Genomic DNA, 23,629 nt, shown 5'->3' on the forward strand with positions numbered 1-23,629 from the left:
CCTCAGGGGCCGCCTCGCAGCCCATCGCAGCCTCGTACCTCGGCAGCGGCTACACCGAGACAACAACAAGAGAGTGAAACGACAGAACGCAGTAGCTCTAACCCAAACGGTATTTGAAGGAGTAACAACATGATTCCGGTGATCTTGTCAGGTGGTAGTGGCTCACGTCTTTGGCCGCTTTCGCGTAAGCAATTCCCTAAACAGTTCCTCGCCCTGACCGGCGAACACACCTTGTTCCAGCAAACCCTCGAGCGCCTGGTGTTCGAAGGCATGGACACGCCGATCGTGGTCTGCAACAAGGACCACCGCTTCATCGTCAACGAGCAGCTGGCGGCGCGCAAACTCGAAGCGCAGCGCATCCTGATGGAGCCGTTCGGCCGCAACACCGCGCCGGCCGTGGCCCTGACCGCGATGATGCTGGTCAACGAAGGTCGCGATGAACTGATGCTGGTGCTGCCGGCCGACCACGTGCTGGAAGACCAGAAAGCCCTGCAACGCGCCCTGGCCCTGGCCACCGTGGCCGCCGAGCGTGGCGAGATGGTGCTGTTCGGCGTGCCGGCGACCAAGCCGGAAACCGGTTATGGCTACATCAAGTCGACCAACGATGCGCTGCTGCCGGAAGGCGTGAGCCGCGTCTCGCACTTCGTCGAGAAACCCGACGTCAAGCGTGCCGCCGAGTTCGTCGAGGCCGGCGGCTACTTCTGGAACAGCGGCATGTTCCTGTTCCGTGCCAGCCGCTTCCTCGAAGAACTGAAAAAGCACGACCCGGACATCTACGACACCTGCCTGCTGACCCTGGAACGCAGCGCCCAGGACGCCGACACCGTGGACGTCGACCCGGCCACCTTCGCCTGCTGCCCGGACAACTCCATCGACTACGCGGTGATGGAAAAGACCCAGCGCGCCTGCGTGGTGCCGCTGAGCGCCGGCTGGAGCGACGTGGGCTGCTGGTCGTCGCTGTGGGACGTGCATGAAAAGGACGTCAACGGCAACGTCAGCAAGGGCGACGTGGTGATCCAGGACAGCCGCAACTGCATGATCCACGGCAACGGCAAGCTGGTGTCGGTGATCGGCCTGGAAAACATCGTGGTCGTGGAAACCAAGGACGCCATGATGATCGCCCACAAGGACAAGGTCCAAGGCGTCAAACAGATGGTCAACACCCTCAACGAACAGGGCCGCAGCGAAACCCAGAACCACTGCGAGGTCTACCGTCCGTGGGGCTCCTACGACTCGGTGGACATGGGCGGGCGCTTCCAGGTCAAGCACATCTCGGTCAAGCCGGGCGCGTGCCTGTCCCTGCAGATGCACCACCACCGCGCCGAACACTGGATCGTGGTCAGCGGCACCGCCGAAGTCACCTGCGACGAGAACGTGTTCCTGCTCACCGAAAACCAGTCCACCTACATCCCGATCGCCTCGGTACACCGCCTGCGCAACCCGGGCAAGATCCCCCTGGAGATCATCGAAGTGCAATCGGGCAGCTACCTGGGCGAAGACGACATCGAACGCTTCGAAGACATCTACGGCCGCTCCACCCCGGTGGAACGCGGTATCTCGGTGAAAACCATCGCCCAGTAACCACAGCGACAAGTTTCAAGCGGCAAGCTGCAAGTAAAAGCAGGGAGTCGTTGTCAGCAAGTCCTTGCACCCCCCGTCCGACCGCCTGCGTCCCCTATCCGCAGGCGGTTGGGCGGGGGCTTTTTTATGTCCGCGCGCCTGAACGAAGACCTCCTGTAGCCGCTGCCGCAGGCTGCGATAAGGCCGAAGGCCTTCCAGCGATCTCATGACCCTGCGCCCGCTTCGCGGGCGATCGCAGCCTGCGGCAGCGGCTACAGTCGTTTCGCCAATTCCTACCGACATTTCGAAAACACCGCAGGGCGTTTCAGATAGCTCTCAACGACTCCCATCCATACCGCTCATTAGTGTTTCGCAAGGCTAGAACACACAGCGCAAACAGCGATGGCTGAGCAACCTTCCGGCAACAAATACACCACCGATTCCCGTGGCGAACCGACCCCGATGCCTCGTGTGCTGCGCCCCGCCAACCCGAATCCGCCACTGCCGGGCGCACGTACAAGGAACACCTCGATACTGACCACGCCTCAAGGCCTCGACACTCCTGCGAAACCCTCACAGGTCCAGCCCTCTACGCCTGTCACCCCAGGCTTCTACATCGTGCCCCGGAGCATGCCTCTGAGCGAGTTGCAGCGCCGCCTGTTCGACCGCCCCTCATCCGACGTCCTGGCCAAATACCTGTCCCTCAATCCAGGCCTTGGCGATACGGCCAAGGCCGGCAGCCTGATCGTGCTCAGCGACCCCGCCAACCACGCCTGCACCTACGAGGAAGCGCAACTCATGCTTGCCGCCGAGCAGGTTAAGATCGCCCTCGAACCCCTGACACCCGAAGCCGCCGACTTCATGGTTCGCCATCAGGCCGAGATCGCCGGCTTCACCAGCCAGGCCTCGACCTGGATGGGTATCGGCACCTCGGTGATGGGCAAACACCTGGACAAACTACGCGAGACCTTGCAAGACATGGAACGCCTGCATCAGGACAGCTACCGCCAACACGGCCACCTCAGGTCCCCCGAATTCCTCGCCCGCCGCCGGCGCCTGCTGGCGCAGCTGGACGCGCAACTGCTGAACTCCACCCGCCTGCGCGACTACACGCCCCTGGGCGACCACCCCAAACTGAAAACCGCCCTCGGCCTCTCCAGCCGCAGCCTGGTCCATCAATGGGACAAGGCCGGTGGGCCCGGGCAGATACCGGGCTATGTCGCCCACGTAAAATCGGTCAGCCGCGCGGCGAAGTACATGCAGATGGGTGGGTATGTGGGGATTGCGCTGGGTGGGGTTTCGTCGGTGTTGAAGGTTCAGGAGGTTTGTCAGGCGGGGGCGGGGGATGGGAGTTGCAGGAAGGTTATGTTTACTGAAACGGGGAAGTTTGCGGGGTCAACCGCTGGAGGAACACTGGGTACTGAAACCGCAATGGCAGGAAGCAGATTTATTTGTGCTGCTCTCGGGGCCTCTACCGCAATTGGCGGAGTGCTATGTGTTGCAACCTTGGTAGGCGTAGGAGCATCCCTGGGAACAGATTCTGGTGATGTGATTGGGGAGAGGATTGGGGAAATCATTTATGAGCGCGCGCAGCCATGGTAGATGAGAAATTCTGGTATTCAGGGATCGCGCTTGTACTGCTCCTCTGTCCAGTTCTGCTAGCTCTTGCAAGTCTTACATTCAGCTACTACCTGAGTCGCCGCCACTTGAAAGAGATGCTGGTAGCCATGCAGGAGAGTTCTTACTTCTATGGATGGCTCGACAAGCTTCCCTATCAGGGATGGTTCGAGCGCATTCTGATGTTTGTCAGCGTTCGAGGAATGATGCTCTTCCCTAACGCCGGAGTTCGTAGAGGCTTTCTTTGTGCAAAGGATGTACGCAATTTCCCTCCACGACTGAAACACCTTCTGACTGTAAAAAATACGTTGGACGGCGTTGTGATCCTATGGACAGCCATTGTGTATACGTTTTTGAAGTTGGATAGCTGATGACCTCTATGGAGCTTTACACGTCTTGTGGGATGAAGGCATCCAAGACAGTTACTCAGGTGATGAGCCGGGAAAGAACTGAGGAAGTTATTTACGGGGTAATCCGACCATGATGGCAAAGAGTTTTTGGTATTCATGGTTAGGCCTCGTACTGGTCGCCAGTCCGCTTCTACTGTGCGTAATAAACCTCTCGTTCAGCTACTACCTGAGCCGTCGCTACCTGAGAGAAATGCTGGAGGCCCTGCAACGGAGCCAACACTTTTATCGCTGGGCCGAGAGTCTTCCCTACGAGGGATGGTTGACCAATTTTTTTATGCTGGCGGCCGTTCGAGGGTCGATGCTTTGGCCTGGCCCTGCGGTTCGCAGAGGCTTCCTTTCCTCGGAAGACATAGACAACTTCCCTCCCCATCTCCAGCGCCTGCTGACCATCAGAAACTGGATGGATGTCGTGCTTCTAGTCTGGGGCTCGATCATGTATGCATTGTTGAAACTGACTAAGCACTGACGTGACGCGCGGGTACGGTAGCACTGTCGCAGCACCTTCCAGCTGGCTGTGGTTCCTATCGGCAGCCGGCTGGATGGAGGGATTCTTTTGTGCCCGGGCGAGGCCCACCGAGCTAGTTCATGAACAGCGGTAAATACCCCAGCTCCACCAACTTGATATCGATCTCCGCAACTCGCTGGACATCAGCCCGTTTGCCCTCATCCATCACCTGTGGACAACTCACGATCAGCGTGCCGCGTTTTGGAATGTCGATGAGCTGGTCGGCGCTCGGAAAATCCCCAGCCCGCAACACGTGTGGACAAAACCCGACCCAGCCGACGGTCTGCCGGTCCTTGAACACCTTGGTGCGCAAATAGTGGTCTTTTGGCGCCAGCACACACCAGTCAAGTTCAGGCCACAGTTCAACAGCCAACTGAATCACCCTGATCACTACCGGTTTCACATCGGGAATGGCTGCCACAAGCGCCCCGCCATCTTCGAAGCGCATGCTGGCGACTGAATCCAGGTCGTGTGCGTTGTAATGAAAGGCCAACCCGCCCTTCAGGGGATCATCCAGGCCATTCCACACGGAAAACTGCAATTTCGTGGGGAAGTCGTCGTTATGGTTGCTCCGGGCCTCTTCACGCAGAGACTCGAAGTCGTCATTGATCCGCTTGCGCAGCGACTCCTCCCTGGAACCGCCCTGCAGATACCAGTCCCGCAGCAGAGGATGAATCTCGCCAAGGCCTTTGAGAAAGCGCTCGGCCCTTTCCAACTGCGCCTCATGCGAGACCGCTGAGATCTTCTGTTTGTCGAAACGCAGAACGAATGAAAATTTTCTGAACAAGCGCTCATCCTCAGTCAGGCTTCAAAAACACGGTCGGGATTTTCACGGCGGTACTCATCCCACTCTTTCTGCTCTTTTGCACGTTGCTTGATGTACTCATCATGATCCTTGGTGCCCGGCATCGGGTTCCAGTAGGCGGTCAGGTTGGCGAGCCCCTTCTCCGCATACTGTTCGGCACAATACTCATAGACCACCCTTTGCAGGAAATGCCATTCAACCGAAACCGGCGGGCTGGGCCGGGCTTTCAGGGAATGTATCTCGGCAGGAGTAATCAGGGTTTTCTCCACATTGGCCCAAGGGCGCGGCAGCCCGATAAGCGGAATGAACATGAACGCGTAATTGGCCTTGGCTTCCAGCAAGGTGCAACGCGGTTTGTCGAAACCATCCCACCAGGTATTGTTCCACCACCACTCGTAAGGCATCGGGAAAGCAGTCACCCACGCCTGATAGAGCGCGGACTGGGCGGACATACTATGACCTTTGCCGTTATTGGGTATCGTCATGGTTCCCTGTTCAGGTGGGCATTTCACACAGTCCTTGTCCCGCTTGACCTTACAGTCGCGCTCGGCTTCCCGAGTCCGCTCAGCGGTCGTCGGAGGCGCATCTACCCTGGGTTTTGCCTGGGGTTGCGTCTGCGGCAAAGGGACGGGCTGCGGGATTGGCCTGGGCGCAGGCAGTGGCTGAGTGGGCCTGGGCGCCGGCATCGGCATTGGCCGAGGAGCGGGCATCGGCAGCCTGGGAGGCGGGGCTGGAATCTCGAACGGTAAACGTGGCCCCAAGCGAGGCGCCACGCGAATAACCATGGGCCCTGTACTTGGCAGAATCCCCAGTCCACTCATGGTCGAATCTCCCCGGCGGCTTGCATATCCCGCCAGTGCTGCATGTTCATCCTGAACGCCACGATATCCTCGTAATCCTCGAATCGCCGTTCGGGGCTATCCGCTACGGGCCTGTTCATGAACTCGATAAAGGCCGGCTGCTTGTCAAAGTCGGTAAAGGTCAATCCATGCCGCAAAAAATGCTCGACGGACTCGGGCTCCCTGATGCCAAAACTCCACGCACGCTCACGCAGGTCTTTCAACATCTGTAGAGCCGGCATCAGGCCCTTTCTGGACAACCACTCAGGGTTCTCCTGCTGTACTTCCAGTAACAACCGCTCAAACACTTCGTTCTGACGAATGTCATCCAGTTGTGAAAGCTGCTCGGCACTCAACTCAAACATGCTTGCTCCCCTACCTGCTCGACACCGTAGCTGAGATAGCAACCTTGCAGGGGTTGCCAGACCAGCCAGTCCTGGACATGACGCATGATCTGCTGGATCTGGGAGGGTGATATCACCTTGTCCAGCGCACGCCTGACCTCGGGACTGTAGTAACGAAACAGTGCTCGGCGCCCATCCGGCATTTGGCTGAACAACAAGCCCTGGTGATAATCGCGCAGGATGTCGAAAGGCTGATCACTCCAAAGCCAGGAGACCATCGGCGTCTGCTGGTCCCGCGTAATCAGCCAGTTGCCGAATGCCCCGTGCAAACCGCTCCTGGAGTCTGGAAACTCAACCAGTACCGGGCCGGCATGGCGAATTTCATCCAGTGCGCCAGCGCTCAGGAGCCAGTGAAAACGGATGCTGTCGCCCGCCTCTTCAAGGCGTTTGTTCAACGTCAGATAGCGGGCGCCATCGATAAGGGCAAGCAGTCTGGACGACGGCCCGGAGGGTTCCGAGAGCTGCCAGAATAAAGAGCCGACACGCCTCATGCGCTGCTCCCCAGTACTTCCAGCGGGACAAAGGTCTGATTGCGCTGAGCGGCCAGCAGCAGGCACTTCAAACATAATCCGGGTACGGAGGGGAGTGCGGCTACTGCGGAGGACACCGCACCGCCGCCACTGTTGCCGATGATGATCGTCCCCGAACCACCCATAACCACATTGCCGTGACTGCCCAGGGAACCCAGGACAGCGACTGGCTTTCCGTTGATCAGTACGTTGGGAATGACATTGGCGTTCAATGCTGAACCGCAAGCGGTCGGGTCACCCTCCCGTGCGGCGGGCAGGTGGTCAAAGAGGACATCAGGCGAGCCACTGGTTATCGGATTGGTACCGTGACCAGGCAAAGGGCAGGCGGTTGGATCGCCAACGCGCGCGGCAGGTTTCCCAGACATTTCAACTTCCCTATCGAAACTGGCGAGAAAACCGACTCTGCCGAATGCTCGAAAAACAGACAATCCCCAATCCTTTTCAAAATCTTTCCGAAATGCCGCGCCACTGCGCCCTCTCCGTCCTGGGATCAGGGTTGGCCAATCCCACCTACGCTTAGGTAGGATGACTGCTCTATTTCCCCCGAGGTTCACCTCATGTTCATCGGCGTTCTGCTGGTTATCACCTGGCTGATCCTGCTGGTCCGTTACCCCGCCAAGGCCTTGCCGGTGTCCATGGCCGCCGCTGTCGGGCTGGGCCTGGTGGCGGTCTGGGTGGTCTGGCTGGACAACCGCGAAGCCCAGCAACTGGCGCGCCTGGAATTGCGCATCAGCTATGCCCCCGAGCATTGCCCGGCGGATCGCCCGCTGCTGCTGAAGATGAACAACGGCAACGATGTGCCGCTGACCGAACTGCGCTGGCGCGTCGCCGCCTACGCCCCGGGCGACACCGTGAACCTGGCCGACAACCAGTACACCGCCCCGCGTTATCGCGGCCCCGGCGAGTTGCAGGCGGGCGCCAATTGGGAAGACTGCCTGCCCCTGCCGCCGCTGCGCCCCGGCTACCGCCCGCAAACCCTGGAGTTTCGCGCCGAACGCTTGCAGGGTAGTTTCTCCGACTGATTCCCCCCTCCCTCTTTTTGCACAAGGACCGCGCCATGCCCGTTGCGCTGATCACCGGTTGTTCCAGCGGCATCGGCCGCGCCCTGGCGGATGTTTTCAAGGCCGCCGGTTTCACCGTCCTGCCCACCGCCCGCAGGGCCGAGGACGTGGCCATGCTGCAAGCCGTGGGTTTTGACGCGGTGCAACTGGACGTCAACGACGGCCCGGCGCTCACCGCCCTGGGCGAGCGCATCAACCAGCAATATGGCGGCCTCGACCTGCTGATCAACAACGCCGGTTATGGCGCCATGGGCCCGCTGCTCGATGGCGGTGTCGAAGCCATGCAGCGGCAGTTCGAAACCAATGTGTTCGCCCTGGTCGGCGTGACCCGGGCCATGTTCCCGGTGCTGCGCCGCAGCCGCGGGCTGGTGGTGAATATCGGCAGTGTGTCAGGCGTCCTGGTGACGCCTTTTGCCGGTGCCTACTGCGCCTCCAAGGCAGCGGTGCATGCCTTGAGCGATGCGCTGCGCATGGAGCTGGCGCCGTTCGGCATCCGGGTGATGGAGGTCCAGCCTGGGGCTATCGCTTCGAGTTTTGCCAAGAATGCCGGGCACGAAGCCGAACAGCTGTTGACCGAACGATCGCCCTGGTGGCCATTGCGCGAAGGCATCCGCGCACGGGCCAGGGCCTCCCAGGACCACCCGACGCCCGCCAGCGAATTTGCCGCCAGGCTGCTCAGGGCCGTGCAGCAGGACAAACCACCGCGCCTGGTTCGGATCGGTAATGGCAGCCGGGCGCTGCCCTTGATGGCCAGTCTGTTGCCCAAGGGTTTGCTGGAGAAGGCGCTGATGAAGCGTTTTGGCCTGGGCGCAAAACTGTAACGGCCGATCACCGGCAGCGGAACGTCGCCCGGCCCTTCCCACGGGTTCCAGAAAACGTCTTTTAGTCGCCTAGGTTGTACCCTCTCCCAATCCCAGTAGAATGCGCGCACTCGAGGCTCCCAGGGCCTCGATCAGGCCGCATGGATCGCTGGCGAACCGCTTAAACTCCCCCCTCTTCCATGCTCGCCGTCACTCAATCGTCGATCAGGGAATATCCATTGAAACCTCAACACTTGCTGCCGCTGGTATTGGCCACCGCGCTCATCGGCTGCGCGCCATCGCCAGACGAGGAGCTGAACGCCACCCTGCCCCAGCTCAGCCTCAAGGAGCTGTTGCCGCCAGCCGTCGCCAACGAGTACTGCAACCCCAAGCTGGACAGCGATCTGCTGTATGGCATCGGCTACCAGCTGTACAACGACGACAAACCCGAGCAAGCCCGCAGTTGCCTGATCATGGCCGCGCCCACCCACGACCGGGCCCTGTGCTACCTGGCGAGCATCGCGGAACAGGACACTAGCAAGGACAGCGCCGAGCGCGACCGCGAAGCCTTCGGCTACATGGCCTATTCCGCAGTGAAGAATGACTCCTGCGCCGAGTTCGGCATGTTCCAGAACTTCACCTACGGCATGCGCGGGCAGACCCCGGACAGCGACCTGGGCCTGCGCTGGCTGGAGCGCTCCGCGCGCCATGGCGATGCGGACGCGCAACAGACCCTGGTGCGCCTGCACAGCAACAAGAACAATCTGCCGCTGGCCTACAGCTGGGCCAGGGTCCTGGATGACAGCGCACAGATCGACGCCTTGAAACAACGGATGAACCCGCAGCAAATCAGCGAAGGCGAACAAGGCTTCGAGCAACTGGGCAAGCACGTCACCAGCAAGGACGCAGTGCGCAAGGAAGCCCGCGAGGAGAACATCGCGGTGTACTCGGCGAACATCCATATGGAATACCCCGAGACCTTCAAGGGCCTCTCGGTGGCCGAGCGTCATGCCCTCATGGAGCAGGCCGTGGCCACGGTGAGCGGCCGCCCCGAGTTCAGCACCCGTGGCCAGCTGTACGCTTATGTGATCATCGCGCGGCAGGCGCAGTTGAAGCAGGCCGGCGTCGATGTGCTGCAGAACCCGCAGATCGTGGAACTGCTCAGCGATAAAGAGCTGGAAGTGGCGGATGCCGTGAAGAAAGCCGACGTGATCCTCGGCCAGGCCGCCCTGTAACAGCGGGAACACCGCCGGCCGCGCCTACAGGGGCCTTATACATGGCCGCTGTCTTGTAGGTGCCGGCTCCTGCAAGGGGGCGGGGTCAGGTTGTTCACCCAGGCAATCCCAGTAGAATGCCCGCACTCCAATCGCAAGGAAGCGGCACCTCAAGCACGGAACGGCTGCACCCCGCCCCTGCTCATGCCCTCTTGGCGTCCTCCCTTTTACGATTGAACCTCAGGGACTCTCCATTGAAATCTCGTAGCCTGCTGCCCTTGGCTATCTTCACTCTGCTGCTGGGCTGCAATGCCTCGTCACCGGACGAAAAGCTCAATAACTCCCTGCCGGACCTGAGCCTCGAACAGATCCTGCCCAAGGTCGAGGCCAACCAGTACTGCACGCCGGAGATGGACAGCGAATTGCTGCTCGGCCTCGGCATCCGGCTGATCAATGAGGACGAGGTGCTGTATGGCGCAGGCCGTACCTTGCTGGCGAGCAAGGAAATAAAAATGGCCCGCAGCTGCCTGATCATGGCCGCCCCCCGCTACACCACGAGCTTGTGCATCCTGGGCAGCATTGTCGGCGCCAGGCAAAACGACTACGACAAAAGCGAAGCCTTCAACTATATCGCCTACGCCGCCAAGCACAATGAATCCTGCGCGGAAGCAGGCCTGTACGACATCTACAGCGTTGGCAAGCTGGGCCATCCACCGAACAAGGAATTGGCCATGGGCTGGCTTGAGCGCGCCGCTCGGCACGGCGACCAGGAGTCGCAACAGGACATGGTGCGTTGGAGCAGCGAACAGGACAATTTCCCGGTGGCCTATGCCTGGGCCAGGGTCCTGAATGAGGCAAAAACAATCGAGGCAGTGAAGCGCAAAATGAGCCCTCGGCAAATGGCCGAGGGCGAGCAGCACTACACCCAGCTGCTCAGCCAACTCACCCCCGAAAAGGATATTGAGCAGGCGCTGCGCAAGGACCTCATCGCCCTGAGCTCAGGGGATCTGTACTACAGCCACCCGGAGGTATTCGAGGGCATGTCCCCTATGCAACGGCATGCTTTCGTGGCCCAGTTGGTGGACATGCTGGACCTCTACCCGAAGTTCCACACGCGAGGCCAAGTGGTGGCCTACGCCTTGATTTCCCGCCTTGTGCAAAGTACCGGGCCGGCCGTGGACCTGTGGCAGGACCCGGCGCTACATGCCTTGCTGATCGACGATGACCTGAGCGTGGAAGACACCGTGGCCAAGGCCAAAACCATCCTGGCCAAGCGCAAGCAATAGCTTGAGAGGCTGGCGCTAGTTCTTTTGAAGCACCGCCGAGGTGTCGCGTGCGCAAGGCCCAAGAGCCCTTTGCCGCGGCCAAACAGATGCTGCGGTTTCGGTTGTGCCCCCTCGCAATCCCAGTAGAATGCGCGCTCTTGAGCGTTTGCGCTCAACACAGCATGGAATCGCTGGCATCGACACTGAAAGCATGGAACTGCTCAAGCTCCCCCTCTCCCGTCCTGTCCCTGCTTCATTCCATGCGCCTCTTCATTCAATCGCAGATCAGGGAATATCCATTGAAACTGTTCAACGTGCTGCCACTGGCATTGACCGTGTTGCTGGCCGGCTGTACTACCGCATCCGATAAAACCGCCGATAAAGAATCGTCCCTCAACGACACACTGCCCAAGTTGACCCTGCAAAACGTATTGCCAACTGTTGCCAGCAACGAACAGTGCAATGCTCAAATGGACAGCGACATTCTGTTCGGCGTCGGCTTCCTGCTGTACGAAAACCAGGAGCTCGATGCTGCGAAAACCTGCATGGTGCTGGCCGCGCCGAAACACCCTCGCGCGTTCTGCTACCTGTCGATGATTGCCGGTCAGGATGAAAGCAAAACCGATGAACAGCGCAATACCGAAGCCTTCAACTACATGGCTTACTCGGCGCTGCAGAACGACTGGTGCGCCGAATATGGCCTGTACCAGGCCTACAACTACGGCAATACCAGCGCCAAACAGGACACGGCCCTGGCCCTGCGCTGGCTGGAGCGCTCGGCCCGGCACGGCTACCCCGAAGCGCAAAAGGACCTGATCGAAAAGTACGAGGAACAAGGCAACCTGAGCGCCGCCTATGCCTGGACCCGAATCATGGCCAAGGCCGATGACACCACCGCAGCCGATGCCTTGAAAGCCAGAATGAGCGCCGCACAGATCGCCGACGGTGACCAGCGCTACACCCAACTCACCGGCCAGGTCACCAGCAAACAAGCCCTGTACGCCGAAGCGCGGGAAGAAGACGTCGGCCGTTACTCTGCCGAGATCTATCAGGACTACCCGGACACCTTCAAGGGCCTGTCGTCCGCCGAGCGTTACAACTACGTCAAGCAAAGCATGTTCAAGGCCATCGACCTGCCGTTCGTCAAGGGTCGTGGCCATGTCCTGAGCTACATCGTGGTGAATCGCCAGGCTCAACTGAAAAAGCCCGGCGTGGACATCGCGCAGGACAAGAAAATCGTCGCGGTGATGAAAGACGACGAACTGTCCGTCGCCGAAACCATCGAGCAGGCACTGTCGATCGTCAACAAAACCTACCGCTAACCAGGCCTGTGGCGAGGAGCTTGCCTGCTCGCCACAACCCGGCCTTGGCCACAAATACCCCTGTGAGGCGGGCTATTCCCCACCCTCCTTCACCACCACCGTGCAGGTAATTCCCGCCGCCAGCAACACGCCTTCCGGCACCTCGTCGATATGGATGCGCACCGGCACGCGCTGGGCCAGGCGCACCCAGTTGAAGGTCGGGTTGACGTCGGCGATCAGCTCGCGGCTTTCCGGGTTGTCGCGGTCGTAGATGCCGCGGGAAATACTCTCCACATGGCCCTTGAGCACCTCGCCGCTCATCAGCTGCATCTCGGCCTTATCGCCGACACGCACATGGGGCAGCTTGGTTTCCTCGAAGAAGCCGTAGACCCAGAACGAGTTCATGTCGACCACCGCCATCTTCGGCTCGCCGATGCGCGCGTAGTCGCCGCGGTGCACGTTGAGGTTGGTCACGTAGCCGTCGACCGCGGCGCGTACCTGGGTGCGCTTGAGGTTGAGCTCGGCGGCCTCCAGTTGCGCCTGGGCCTGCTGGTAGTCGGCCAGGGCCGAGTCGGCGATATTGCTGGCGTCGTCGCGGTTCTCCTTGGAGATCACCAGGTTGTCCAGGTCGGCGCGGCGGTGGGCGTTGACCTTGCGCATCTCCCAGGTGGCCTTTCTCGAAGCCACCAGCGACTGCGCCTGCTTGACCGCGATCTGGTAGTGCTCGGGGTCGATCTGCATCAGCAGGTCGCCCTTTTTCACCAGCTGGTTGTCGCGCACCGGCACGTCCACCACTTCCCCGGTGACGTCGGCCGCGACGTTGATGATGTCGGCGCGCACCCGGCCGTCGCGGGTCCACGGCGTGTTCATGTAATGCACCCACAGGGTGCGGCCGATCCACAGGGCCAGGGCCAGCACCAGCAGGGTCGCGAGCAGGCTGAAAAACTTTTTCATCAAAGGACTCTCAACGGTAGACAGTCAGCGCCATGGCGCCGAACAGACAGCAGAACAGGCTCAGGCGCAGCAGCGCCGGGTGCCAGAAAAAACGGTACAGGTCATAACCCGAGATGAAGCGGTCCAGGGCCCAGGCCAGGGCCGCGGCAATGAAGAACATCAGGGTCATGGTCGGCATGTACACGCCGTGGAAGGCGATTTCACGAGGCATGTTCAAGTCCTTGGGTCGGGGCCTGTACGGGCTGTGCGGCGTAGGCGGCCAGCGGCGATTGCGGGTCGAGCAATGAGCTGCGGATGAAGTGCAGGTAGCTCTTCACCCGGCGCAAGACCGAAGTATCGAAGTGCGGGGCGAAGGGTTCATCGCTGGCCTGGACCCGGCCGATCGCGTGATCGACCGCGACCAGCGCGCGCGCAAGGTTGCTCTGGCCCGGCTGCAGGAACAGCCGTACCAGCGAACGGCCCATGACCCGGATCGCCTGGCGCCACGGCTGGGATTCGGCGTAGGCCGGGTGCACCGGGAGGATCGCCTGCTCCTTGCGCAGCTCGATGATGGCGTGGCCCACCTCCAGCACCACGAACATCCAGCGCAGCAGCTCGCGCTGCACCTGCGGCTGCCCCGCCGCCAGGCCATAGGCCTGGTGCAGCAGGTCGCGGGTGCGGCTTTCGAAGCTCGACGCCAGGCCCTTGAGCTTGCCGCTGATGGCGTACACCACCTGGCCACGCAGGTCCTGCTCCAGGCGGCGCCATAGCCAGCGGCTGTTGGGCGGCAGGATGATCGCCCCGGCGGCGGCGCAGACCAGCATGCCCATGACCATGGCGATGTAGTCGTTGATGAAGGCGTAGGGGTTGTAGACGGTCAGGTTGTCCGGCACCGAACCGGTGCTGAAGAAGATCAGCAGCCCCAGGCCGACCCCGGCGTACTGCGGGCGGGAAGCGAGGAACGAACCGAGCACGATCACCGGCGCCAGCATCACGCACAGCAGTGGAAAACCGTCGATCCAGGGGAACACGAAAAACATCTCGACGAAGCCGACCACGGCCCCGATCAAGGTGCCGCAGGCCATCTGGAAGGCCATGCGTTTCGGGTTCGGCGTGGCGGCCGAGAGGCCGACGGTGGCCGCCGCGATCAGGGTCATGGTGGCGCCGCTGGGCCAGGCGGTGGCGACCCAGTAGCTGCCGAGCACGATCAGGATGAACGAGGCGCGGATCCCCGAGGCGGCCGAGGCCAGCCAGTTGGTCTGCGGGGTGAAGGGCTCGTCCCAGCGCTCGCGTTCATGGCTGTGTTCGGCCAGGGATGCGTGGGTCTGGGCGTAGCTGTGCAGCTCGTCGACGAAGCGATAGAGCAGCTCATAGGCGGTGTGGAAATCCAGCTGCTCGGCATCGCTCGGCTCATGTTCCTGGAACAGCGCGCGCATGCTGCGCACCCGCGTCGGCAGCTCGCCCTTGTAGCTCGCCAGCTGCTCGGCCAGGCGCGCGGCATCGGGGCTGGTCAGGGCGCGGCCGGAGAAGCCGTCCAGCAGTTCGGCGAGGTCCTGCAACCCCGGTCTGGTCGCCGCCAGCACATACTCGGCGGCGCTGCTGCGCAGGCGTTCGAGCAACTGGTGTAGGGCGTTGAAACGGGTGGTGATGCCCATGAACTCGCTGTTCAAACGGCTCAGGCGGCCGTTGCGCCGACGCATGTGCGGGTCTTCGAAGACGGTGACGCTGCGCAGGCCCTCCAGGCCCACCGCTTCGGCGATGAAACGCACGTTGCCGCTCTCGAACGCGTCGCGCTGGCTGCGGCCGCGCAAACCGTCGGTGACGAACAGGGCGAACACCCCGAAGCGCTGGTACAAGGCGTTGCGCATCGCCGCGCTGGCGGTCTGCGGCAGGATCGCGGCGCTGACCAGGGTCGAGCAGAGAATCCCCAGGGAGATTTCCAGCACCCGCCATACCGCCGCCATAAAGGCCCCGTCCGGATGGGCCAGGGCCGGCAAGCCGACCATCGCCGCGGTGTAGCCAGCCAGCACGAAGCCGTAGGCACGGAAGTTGCGATAACGCGCGGCGCCGGCCGAGCAGATGCCGACCCAGATCGCCAGCGAACCGAGGAACAGTTCGGTGTTCTGGGCGAACAGGGCGATCAGCGCCACCATCACCGCCGACCCGGCCAGGGTGCCGAGAAACCGATAGAAGCTCTTGGCGAACACCTGGCCGCTCTGCGGCTGCATGACGATGAACACGGTGATCATCGCCGTGCGCGGTTGCGGCAACTCCAGGCGCATGGCCAGCCACAGGGTGAGGAACGCGGCGGCCAGGACCTTGAAGATATAGACCCAGGTCACGCCGTCGCTGCGTGCCCAGTCGAAGAAACCCCGGCGCCATTCAAGGGAGTACAGCCAGCGCAAGGGTGCAGGCAAGGGAGTCATCGGGTCTTACTCGGTAGTCGGTGCTTGTGTAGTCGGTGCCAAGTGCTCGGCGGTTAATGATCAAGCAGGGTCAGCGCCGCCGGGGTCTTGCTCGGTTGGGTCCGGCTGTCCTCGGGCACATCGCGCCCCGCCTCCAGGCCGCCGCCCAGGGCCGTCACCAGCTCGGCATGGGCGCTCAGGCGCGCGGCCTGGACCTGCTGCTGGATCTGCTGCTGGTGGAACAGCATGCCCTGGGCATTGAGCACATTGAGGTAGTCGGTGAGGCCACGCTGGAAGGCGACCATGGCGATGTCGTAGGTCTTCTGCGCCGACGCCACCGACTCGGCGGCGAACTCGGCCTGCTTGTCCATGGACTCGCGGCGGATCAACTGGTCGGAGATGTTCTTCAGGGCGTTGACCAGGGTCTGGTTGTAGTGGGCCACGGCGATGTCATAACCGGCCGCGGCCTCGCCCAGCTCGGCGCGCAGGCGGCCGCCGTCGAAGATCGGCAGGCTGATGGCCGGGCCGACGTTGTAGTTGAGCTTCTTGCCGGTGAGGAACTCCAGCGCCCCGCCACCGGTGGCCATGTAGCCGAGGCTGCCCACCAGGTCGACGTTGGGGTAGAAGCCGGCGTGGGCGACATCGATGCCGCGGGCCTGGGCCGCCACCTGCCAGCGGCTGGCGACCACGTCCGGGCGCTGGCCGAGCAGTTCGGCGGGCAGCGCCGACGGCAGTTTCAGCGGCGCGGCCAGGGACAGGCTCGGCCGTTGCAACTGCGCGCCCGCCCCCGGTCCCTTGCCGGCCAGGGCGGCGATCTGGTTGCGCCCCAGGGCGATTTCTTCGTCCAGGGCGTCCAGCTGGCGATGGGTTTCCGGCAGCGGGGTCTGCGCCTGGCTGACTTCGAAGTGGGTGCCGATGCCGCCGGCCAGGCGCTTTTGCGCCAGTTCGAGAATCTGTTCCTGCTGCTTCAGGGTGGCGAGGACGATGTCGCGCTGGGCGTATTGCAGCGACAGCTGGATATAGGCGCGCACGACATTGTTCTGCAGCTCCAGCTGGGCCAGGCGCGCCTCGGCGGCGCTCATGTGCGCCAGGTCCACGGCACGCTCGCTGGCATTGCTTTCCCGACCCCAGAGGTCGAGGGCGTAGCTGAAGCCGAGCGCGGCGTTGTTGTCCCAGGTGGTGCTGTTGGCCAGTTCGCCCGGGCCGTAGAACTGATCGGTGGGCCAGTTGTGGCGCTTGAGGGTGGCGTCGCCCTTGATCTGCAGCGACTCGGCCGACTCGGCGATGCCGGCCATGGCACGCGCCTGGCGCACCCGGGCGGCGGCCATGGCCATGCTCGGGCTGCCCTGCACGGCCAGGGTCACCCAGTGGTTCAGCTGCGCATCGCCATAGGCCTGCCACCATTGGGCGGCGGGCCAGCGGGCGTCACGCGCGGCGCTCTGGATCGCCTCGTCGGTGGCCAGTGTATTGGCCGGTAGTGCCTTGCCCTGTGGGGCAATGCCCCCGGTTCCGATGCAGCCGCTGATTGCTAACGATAAAGCCCAAACACTGAGAGTCTTCAGCTCTCTGCTGATGCGACGCGGCACTGCTGCGAATTCCTGAAATAGGGAGAAGGCGGATCCCTGTAGGAGCGAGCTTGCTCGCGAGACGGTGTCACTGAGCCACCGCATTGCACGGGCTCCGGCAGCCGGCCCCTACAGATCGGCGCAATTCTAGGCGGCGGGCTTTACGGCGATAAGCTGGGATTCCTGTGAATCTTTATTACCGTTCGCGCGATAATCCCTTGGTGCAATAGCCAACAATCTGTTACTTCGTGTCACAATTTGCCATCTCCCCAGAGAGCACCCCATGGACACTTTGCAAAACATGCGCGCCTTCAGCTGTGTCGCCGAAGCCGGCAGCTTCACCGCCGCCGCCGTCCAGCTCGACACCACCACGGCGAATGTCTCGCGCGCGGTCTCCAATCTGGAGGCCCATCTGCAAACCCGCTTGCTCAACCGCACCACTCGCCGCATCGCGCTCACGGAGGCCGGCAAGCGCTACCTGCTGCGCTGCGAGCAGATCCTGGCCTACGTCGAAGAAGCCGAAGCCGAGGCCAGCGACGCCCACGCGCGGCCGTCCGGGCAGCTAAAAGTGCACACCATGACCGGCATCGGCCAGCACTATGTGATCGACGCCATCGCCCGGTACCGCAAGTCGCACCCGGACGTGACCTTCGACCTGACCCTGGCCAACCGCGTGCCGGACCTGCTGGACGAGGGTTACGACGTGTCCATCGTGCTGGCCAGCGAGCTGCCGGACTCGGGTTTCGTCTCCCAGCGCCTGGGCATCACCTACAGCATCGTCTGCGCCTCGCCGGCCTACGTGAAAGCCAATGGCTGCCCGAGCAGCCCCAGCGATCTGTCGAACCATGCCTGCCTGCGCCTGGTGAGCCCGGTGATCGCCCTGGACAAATGGCTGTTCGACGGCCCCGAGGGCCAGGAAGGGGTCACCCTCAACGGCTCGCCGTTCCTGGTGAACTCCGCCGACGCGCTGAAAACCGCGATCACCAGCGGCATGGGCCTGGGCGTGCTGCCGGTGTATGCGGCCATCGAGGGCCTGCGCAACGGTACCCTGGTGCGGGTCATGCCCAAGTACCGCTCCCAGGAGCTGAACCTGTACGCCATCTATCCGTCGCGCCAGTACCTGGACGCCAAGATCAAGACCTGGGTCGAGTACCTGCGCAACACCCTGCCGGAGATTCTCGCCGCCCATCAGGCGGAGCTGACGGCCTATGAACTGAGCGGCGGACTCAGCGGCGTGCGCCTGGCCCCTTGATCGGGGCTTTCTCATGTATCCCCCTGTAGCCGCTGCCGCAGGCTGCGAAAGGTCCGCAGGACCTCCTGCGGCTGCTGGAACGTCACGGCCGTGCCGGCCGATCGCAGCCTGCGGCAGCGGCTACATTCGCAGAATCATCCGGCCCTGACCGCCTGCGCAGCCGCTACAAAAAGCCCGTGGGGAATGTTAGCTTGCTTGGCATTCTCCTCTGCCTGACGAGCTTTCCCGCGATGAAAAAGACCGTACTTGCCTTCAGCCGCATCACCCCGGACATGATCGAGCGCCTGCGCCAGGACTTCGAGGTGATAGTGCCCAACCCCAAGCAGGGCGATATCGGCGCGCAATTCAACGAAGCCCTGCCCCACGCCCACGGCCTGATCGGCGTCGGTCGCAAGCTGGGTCGCGCGCAACTGGAAAACGCCAGCCGGCTGGAAGTGGTCTCCAGCGTCTCGGTGGGCTACGACAACTATGACCTGGCCTACTTCAACGAACGCGGGATCATGCTCACCAACACCCCGGACGTGCTCACCGAAAGCACCGCCGACCTGGCCTTCGCCCTGCTGATGAGCAGCGCCCGGCGCGTCGCCGAACTGGACGCCTGGACCAAGGCCGGGCAATGGCAGGCCAGCGTCGGCGCACCGCTGTTCGGTTGCGATGTGCATGGCAAGACCCTGGGCATCGTCGGCATGGGCAACATCGGCGCGGCCATCGCCCGACGCGGTCGCCTGGGCTTCAACATGCCGGTGATCTACAGCGGCAACAGCCGCAAGGCCGCGCTGGAACAGGAGCTGGGCGCGCAGCTGCGTAGCCTCGAGCAGTTGCTGGCCGAAGCGGATTTCGTCTGCCTGGTGGTGCCGTTGAGCGAAAAGACCAAGCACCTGATCAGCCACCGCGAACTGGCGCTGATGAAGCCGGGCGCGATCCTGGTGAACATCTCCCGCGGCCCGGTGGTGGATGAGCCGGCGCTGATCGAAGCCCTGCAGAACGGCACCATTCGCGGCGCCGGCCTGGACGTCTACGAGAAGGAACCGCTGGCCGAGTCGCCGCTGTTCCAGCTGAAAAACGCCGTGACCCTGCCGCACATCGGCTCGGCCACCCATGAAACCCGCGACGCCATGGCCAACCGCGCCCTGGCCAACCTGCGCAGCGCCCTGCTCGGCGAACGCCCGCAGGACCTGGTCAACCCGCAGGTATGGAAGGGCTGAAACCCGCGCTGTCCTCTGTAGGAGCGGCCGGCCGACGCTCGATTGCCCGCTCCAGGAACGATGCGCTGTGCCTGAGATGCCGCCATCGCGAGCAAGCTTCGCTCCTACAGAAGCCCTGCCGCCCACACACCCTGTAGCCGCTGCCGAGCTTGCGAGGCTGCGAAAAGGTCCGCAGGACCTTCAGCGATAGACCTGCAGAATCAGGTCGCCTGGTTTTGCGACGGCTGCGCCGCCGTTCGCAGCCTCGCAGGCTCGGCAGCGGCTACAGATTCAGATTCAAATCCGGATGCAGATGCAGGCACAAGTCTGGGCTTGCGGAACACCAGCACGTTGCCCAGCATCACCAGGACCAGCCCGGCCAGCGCCGGGGCGGTCCACTGGTAACCTTCGGCGAAGGCCGAGACATTCAGCGCCACCACCGGGAACAGCACGGTGCAGTAGGCCGCCCGCTCCGGGCCCATGCGGCCAACCAGGGTCAGGTAGGCGGTGAAGCCGATCACCGACCCCGGGATCACTAGATACAGCAAGGAGCCGATGTAGCGCGCGTTCCACTCCATATCGAAAGGGATGCCCTTGACCAGGCAATAGCCCGCCAGCATCGCCGCGCCATAGGCCATGCCCCAGGCGTTGGTGGTCAGCGGCCTGAGGCCTGCTTTCTGCTGCAGGCTGGAAAGCATGTTGCCCGCCGAGAAACACAAGGTGCCCAACAGCGCCAGGCCCAGGCCGAGCAGGGTTTGCGGGCTGGCGCTATGCCCCGCCAGTTCCGGCCAGAACAGCAGGCCCAGCCCCAGCAGCCCCAACGCCCCGCCCAGCAGTACGTTGCGGGCGATCTTCTGGGCGAAGAACACCCGGGCATTCAGGGCGTTCCACAGGGTCGCCGTGGAAAACACCACCGCCACCAGGCCGCTGGGAATCCACTGGCTGGCGTGCAGGAAGCACATGAAGTTGATACAGAACAGGCACAGCCCCTGGGCCAGGCAGATCAGGTGCCCGCGGCGGTTCATCACCTGCAGCTTGCGGCTGAGCAGCAGCATGACGAACAGCACCAGGGCCGCCAGGGCGAAGCGATAGACGATGGACACCGGAATCGCCACCACTCCCAGCTGCCACTTGAGGGCAATCCAGGTGGTGCCCCAGATCAGGACGGTGAGCAGATAAAGCGAGAGGTTCATGGCGCGGGACTCCTGTGCAGGGCAACCCAGTCTCAGGCCATTGCGTGCCCTGGCGCTTGCATAAACTTGCGCTTTTGTCGGTTGCCGGGCTGGCAGCGCGCCGCCCACGGAGTAGGATGCAGAACATCGTGTAGCCGCTGCCGACAGGCTGCGATCGGCTCCGCAGGAGACGTGCCCTTGAGATCGCTGAAGGCCTTCGGCCTTATCGCAGCCTATCGGCAGCGGCTACAGAATGCCGTTCAATTTCAGACCTGACCGCCATGCCCGCACTGGAAACCCTGCAAGTCTTTCAAGCCCTGAACCGCTCGCCCAATGCTCGCCTGGAGCACAGCGCCGAGCTCGGTGACGGCCTGGCCGCAGCCTTGTGGAGCAACCATCACGACGCCCAGGACTACGAAGCGCCGAGCCATCACACCCTGTCGTGCTACATCGCCGGCGGCACCGGGACCTTTCGCCGCGGCCAGCCGGGGACCAAGGGCGGCCCGGACAAGCTGTGCATCCTGCCCGCCGAGCACCAGTCAGCCTGGGTGATCAACGGCGGGATCCGCCTGGCCCACCTGTATTTCAGCCCGGAACAATTCGCCCTGGGCTGCGTGACCCTGCTGGACCGCGAACCCCGCGAGCTGCAATTGCAGGAAACCACCTTCCTCGACGACCCGCAGCAGGCCAGGCGCTTTCGGCAACTGATCCAGCTGAACTGGGACGAGCCCGGCGAGCGCCTGCTGACCAGCAGCCTGGCCCACGAGATGCTCAGCCACGCCCTGCTGACCCAGGTCGGCCAGCGCCAGGGCCTGCGCCTCAAGGGCGGGCTGGCGGCGCACCAGCGCCGGCAACTGGTGGAATACATCGACAGCCAGCTGGCCGAGCCGATCAGCCTGGGCCAACTGGCCGCGCGCTGCGCCTTGTCGGAATACCACTTCGCGCGGATGTTCCGCGCAAGCTTCGGCCTGCCACCCCATCAATACCTGCTGGCGCGACGCCTGAAGCATGCCCGCGACCTGCTGCGCGGCACCCGCCTGCCCCTGGGCGAGATTGCCCTGGCCTGCGGCTTCGCCAGCGCCAGCCACTTCACCAACCGCTTTCGCCAGGCCCTGGGCGGCACGCCCGGGGAATATCGCCAGGCGTTTCTCGGCTGACGGCGAGTGATCGGCAGGCGTACTGCATCGCACCTTTTCGCGGGCAAGCCTCGCTCCTACGAACGCGGCGCCTGTAGGAGCGAGGCTTGCCCGCGAAGACAGTGTATCGGTTACCCTCCGTCGTTCCAGGCTTTTACTGCAACAGCACCCGCGTCACCCGGTCTTCCAGGGCCTTGATCTGCGCGCCATCGGCACGGTAGTTGTTCGACAGCATCACCAGCACCAACCGGCGACCATCGGCCGCTCGCAGATACCCGGACAGCGACGACACGCCCTGCATCGAGCCGGTCTTGGCGTGCAGGTTATCCACAGCCCCGGTGCCTTGCAGGCGATAACGCAGGGTGCCGCCGGTCATGCGCTGGGCATCGCCAGCCACCGGCAGCGCCGCGTACCAGGTGGCGAACCAGGGCTGCTTGCGCGCCACCAGCAACAGGTCGCTGAGGCTCTGGCTGGAAATCTGGTTACGCCGCGACAGCCCGGAACCGTCCACCTGCACCAATCCTTGCGAGCTCAGGCCCTGGCGCCGCAAGAAGCCCTCGATGGCCGCCACCCCGGCAGCGGCGGTGCCGGCATTGGCGGTCTTGCGGCCCATGGCCTTGAGCAGCACCTCGGACATGTTGTTGTTCGACAGCTTGAGCAAGGGCGTGATCAGGCCCGCCAGCGGCATCGACGAGTGGCTGGCCAGCACCCGGGCGGCGGGCGCCGTGGGCTGGCCGAGGCGCACCTGGCCCAGCACCGTCACGCCCTGCTCGGCCAGCGCTTGTTGGAACACGTCCGCCACCAGGCGGGTCGGTTCCCACACGCTGACCCAATTGCGCCGCGACTGCCCCGGCGGCAAGGCGCCACTGACCAGCAGCAGATTGCTGCCATGCTCACGGCCGACCTGCAGGCTGTCCGCCGTTCCGACCCGGCCCTGATTGCGCAAGCTCATCAGCCGGTTTTCCGGGCTGACGCGAACCGCCAGCGGCGCTCCCGGCAACGTCGGGGCCGTTACAACAACCAGCACGCTGCCGGCGTCGAAGTCATCGTTGGGGGAGATATTGAGCGCGGAAATCTGCGCCGCGTAATACAGGCTTTCATCGTCGCTGGCCCAATCGACGCCAAGTCGTTGATCGTCGAAGGCAGTGTCGTCGAGCACCAGGTCACCCGCGACCTGACGAATGCCGGTACGCGCCACCGCCGCCGCCAACTCCTGATAATCCTTGGCCTGCATGCTCGGGTCGCCGGAGCCGCGCAGGTAGAGATTGCCGTGCAGCCGCTCGCCCTGTTGCGCACCGTCGCCCAGCACCGCGGTGGCGAAACGGTAGTCGGGGCCGAGGACGTCCAGCGCGGCGGCGGTGGTCAGCAGCTTGAGACTCGAAGCCGGGATCAGACGGCTGTCGGGGTTGTGCTGATACAAGGCCGCACCGCTCTCGGCATCGCGCACCGTCAGCGATACCGTGGCGCCCTGGAGCGCCGGGTCAGCGAGGACCTGATCCAGGTCGGCGGCGTACCGGGCGCCGGGATGGCTGGCGCAAGCCGCCAGCGACAAGGCCAGGAACAACCCCAGCCCGCGAGTGTAAAAACGATGTACTGAACCCATGAGAAAGGTATTTCCTTGATGACCTCGAACCCACCGCCGACAGCCTCGCGGCTGTGGCGGGCGCCCAG

The 23,629-nt window shown here is 63.1% G+C and carries 23 protein-coding genes; 12 read left to right on the top strand and 11 right to left on the bottom strand.

All coding sequences use genetic code 11. The features are described from left to right. The first annotated feature begins 129 nt into the window (after positions 1-129). The 4 genes from J4E58_RS04115 to J4E58_RS04130 all read left to right on the top strand — a co-directional run bounded on the left by J4E58_RS04115 (position 130) and on the right by J4E58_RS04130 (position 4,053). Complete coding sequence (locus J4E58_RS04115; protein WP_007930049.1) at positions 130-1,581, top strand: mannose-1-phosphate guanylyltransferase/mannose-6-phosphate isomerase; 1,452 nt, start codon at positions 130-132, stop codon at positions 1,579-1,581. A 381-nt stretch (positions 1,582-1,962) separates the two neighbouring features. Further along, positions 1,963-3,162, top strand: coding sequence for a hypothetical protein (locus tag J4E58_RS04120; RefSeq protein ID WP_087091305.1), 1,200 nt, complete (start codon positions 1,963-1,965; stop codon positions 3,160-3,162). Beyond that, on the top strand, positions 3,156-3,548 hold the full coding sequence (locus tag J4E58_RS04125; protein WP_009042263.1) for a hypothetical protein: 393 nt from the start codon (positions 3,156-3,158) through the stop codon (positions 3,546-3,548). The genes J4E58_RS04120 and J4E58_RS04125 overlap by 7 nt, the downstream gene beginning before the upstream one ends. 109 nt (positions 3,549-3,657) lie before the next feature. Further along, positions 3,658-4,053: a hypothetical protein gene (locus J4E58_RS04130; protein ID WP_172963042.1), complete on the top strand. Its 396-nt coding sequence runs from the start codon at positions 3,658-3,660 to the stop codon at positions 4,051-4,053. Between the two features lie 112 nt (positions 4,054-4,165). On the opposite strand, the gene J4E58_RS04135 is transcribed toward J4E58_RS04130, so the two are convergent. The 5 genes from J4E58_RS04135 to J4E58_RS04155 form a co-directional block, all read right to left on the bottom strand. Beyond that, complete coding sequence (locus J4E58_RS04135; protein ID WP_007930050.1) at positions 4,166-4,879, bottom strand: Imm52 family immunity protein; 714 nt, start codon at positions 4,877-4,879, stop codon at positions 4,166-4,168. Between the two features lie 14 nt (positions 4,880-4,893). Beyond that, entirely contained in the window at positions 4,894-5,349 is a 456-nt protein-coding gene (locus tag J4E58_RS32105; protein WP_053259706.1) for a Tox-REase-5 domain-containing protein, read from the bottom strand. A gap of 365 nt (positions 5,350-5,714) precedes the next feature. Beyond that, positions 5,715-6,101, bottom strand: a complete 387-nt coding sequence (locus J4E58_RS04145) for a hypothetical protein (RefSeq protein ID WP_007930053.1) — start codon at positions 6,099-6,101, stop codon at positions 5,715-5,717. Beyond that, a complete protein-coding gene (locus J4E58_RS04150; RefSeq protein WP_007930056.1) occupies positions 6,089-6,631 on the bottom strand; it encodes a DUF4123 domain-containing protein in 543 nt (180 codons plus the stop codon). The genes J4E58_RS04145 and J4E58_RS04150 overlap by 13 nt, the downstream gene beginning before the upstream one ends. Beyond that, a complete protein-coding gene (locus J4E58_RS04155; protein WP_081002213.1) occupies positions 6,628-7,035 on the bottom strand; it encodes a PAAR domain-containing protein in 408 nt (135 codons plus the stop codon). Before J4E58_RS04155 ends, J4E58_RS04150 begins: the two co-directional genes overlap by 4 nt. Positions 7,036-7,227: 192 nt before the next feature. Here J4E58_RS04155 and J4E58_RS04160 point away from each other — a divergent pair, with 192 nt between their 5' ends. The 5 genes from J4E58_RS04160 (at position 7,228) to J4E58_RS04180 (ending at position 12,332) form a co-directional block, all read left to right on the top strand. Further along, positions 7,228-7,692 carry a hypothetical protein gene (locus J4E58_RS04160; protein ID WP_053259703.1) on the top strand — a complete coding sequence of 155 codons (465 nt, stop codon included), beginning with the start codon at positions 7,228-7,230 and terminating at the stop codon, positions 7,690-7,692. A 35-nt stretch (positions 7,693-7,727) separates the two neighbouring features. Further along, entirely contained in the window at positions 7,728-8,552 is an 825-nt protein-coding gene (locus J4E58_RS04165; RefSeq protein WP_087091304.1) for an SDR family oxidoreductase, read from the top strand. Positions 8,553-8,770: 218 nt separating this feature from the next. Beyond that, entirely contained in the window at positions 8,771-9,766 is a 996-nt protein-coding gene (locus J4E58_RS04170; RefSeq protein ID WP_256583137.1) for a hypothetical protein, read from the top strand. A gap of 233 nt (positions 9,767-9,999) precedes the next feature. After that, positions 10,000-11,031: a hypothetical protein gene (locus J4E58_RS04175; protein WP_087091302.1), complete on the top strand. Its 1,032-nt coding sequence runs from the start codon at positions 10,000-10,002 to the stop codon at positions 11,029-11,031. Positions 11,032-11,309: 278 nt separating this feature from the next. Further along, entirely contained in the window at positions 11,310-12,332 is a 1,023-nt protein-coding gene (locus tag J4E58_RS04180; protein WP_256580906.1) for a sel1 repeat family protein, read from the top strand. Between the two features lie 72 nt (positions 12,333-12,404). Here J4E58_RS04180 and J4E58_RS04185 read toward each other — a convergent pair whose 3' ends face one another. The 4 genes from J4E58_RS04185 to J4E58_RS04200 are packed head-to-tail and all read right to left on the bottom strand — an operon-like array spanning position 12,405 to position 17,235. Beyond that, positions 12,405-13,265: an HlyD family secretion protein gene (locus J4E58_RS04185; protein WP_085529874.1), complete on the bottom strand. Its 861-nt coding sequence runs from the start codon at positions 13,263-13,265 to the stop codon at positions 12,405-12,407. Between the two features lie 10 nt (positions 13,266-13,275). Further along, complete coding sequence (locus J4E58_RS04190) at positions 13,276-13,476, bottom strand: DUF1656 domain-containing protein (RefSeq protein WP_007930063.1); 201 nt, start codon at positions 13,474-13,476, stop codon at positions 13,276-13,278. Next, positions 13,466-15,670, bottom strand: a complete 2,205-nt coding sequence (locus J4E58_RS04195; protein ID WP_087091300.1) for an FUSC family protein — start codon at positions 15,668-15,670, stop codon at positions 13,466-13,468. The genes J4E58_RS04190 and J4E58_RS04195 overlap by 11 nt, the downstream gene beginning before the upstream one ends. A gap of 53 nt (positions 15,671-15,723) precedes the next feature. After that, the gene (locus J4E58_RS04200; RefSeq protein WP_087091299.1) at positions 15,724-17,235 is read right to left on the bottom strand and encodes an efflux transporter outer membrane subunit; all 1,512 of its coding nucleotides are present in this window, start codon (positions 17,233-17,235) and stop codon (positions 15,724-15,726) included. A gap of 262 nt (positions 17,236-17,497) precedes the next feature. On the opposite strand from J4E58_RS04200, the gene J4E58_RS04205 reads away from it, so the two are divergent. Both J4E58_RS04205 and J4E58_RS04210 read left to right on the top strand, forming a co-directional pair. Continuing rightward, positions 17,498-18,466 carry a LysR family transcriptional regulator gene (locus J4E58_RS04205; RefSeq protein ID WP_007930066.1) on the top strand — a complete coding sequence of 323 codons (969 nt, stop codon included), beginning with the start codon at positions 17,498-17,500 and terminating at the stop codon, positions 18,464-18,466. Between the two features lie 230 nt (positions 18,467-18,696). Further along, positions 18,697-19,671, top strand: coding sequence for a D-glycerate dehydrogenase (locus tag J4E58_RS04210; RefSeq protein ID WP_053259696.1), 975 nt, complete (start codon positions 18,697-18,699; stop codon positions 19,669-19,671). A gap of 200 nt (positions 19,672-19,871) precedes the next feature. On the opposite strand, the gene J4E58_RS04215 is transcribed toward J4E58_RS04210, so the two are convergent. Continuing rightward, the gene (locus J4E58_RS04215) at positions 19,872-20,843 is read right to left on the bottom strand and encodes a DMT family transporter (protein ID WP_053259695.1); all 972 of its coding nucleotides are present in this window, start codon (positions 20,841-20,843) and stop codon (positions 19,872-19,874) included. A gap of 260 nt (positions 20,844-21,103) precedes the next feature. Between J4E58_RS04215 and J4E58_RS04220 the strand changes: the two genes are divergently transcribed. Continuing rightward, entirely contained in the window at positions 21,104-21,979 is an 876-nt protein-coding gene (locus tag J4E58_RS04220) for a helix-turn-helix domain-containing protein (protein WP_087091298.1), read from the top strand. A gap of 133 nt (positions 21,980-22,112) precedes the next feature. On the opposite strand, the gene dacB is transcribed toward J4E58_RS04220, so the two are convergent. Continuing rightward, positions 22,113-23,561, bottom strand: a complete 1,449-nt coding sequence (dacB, locus tag J4E58_RS04225) for a D-alanyl-D-alanine carboxypeptidase/D-alanyl-D-alanine-endopeptidase (RefSeq protein ID WP_087091297.1) — start codon at positions 23,559-23,561, stop codon at positions 22,113-22,115. Positions 23,562-23,629: the final 68 nt, after the last annotated feature.

Origin of the sequence: Pseudomonas sp. FW305-25 (assembly GCF_017351415.1) — a bacterium.
Lineage (GTDB): Bacteria > Pseudomonadota > Gammaproteobacteria > Pseudomonadales > Pseudomonadaceae > Aquipseudomonas > Aquipseudomonas chlororaphis.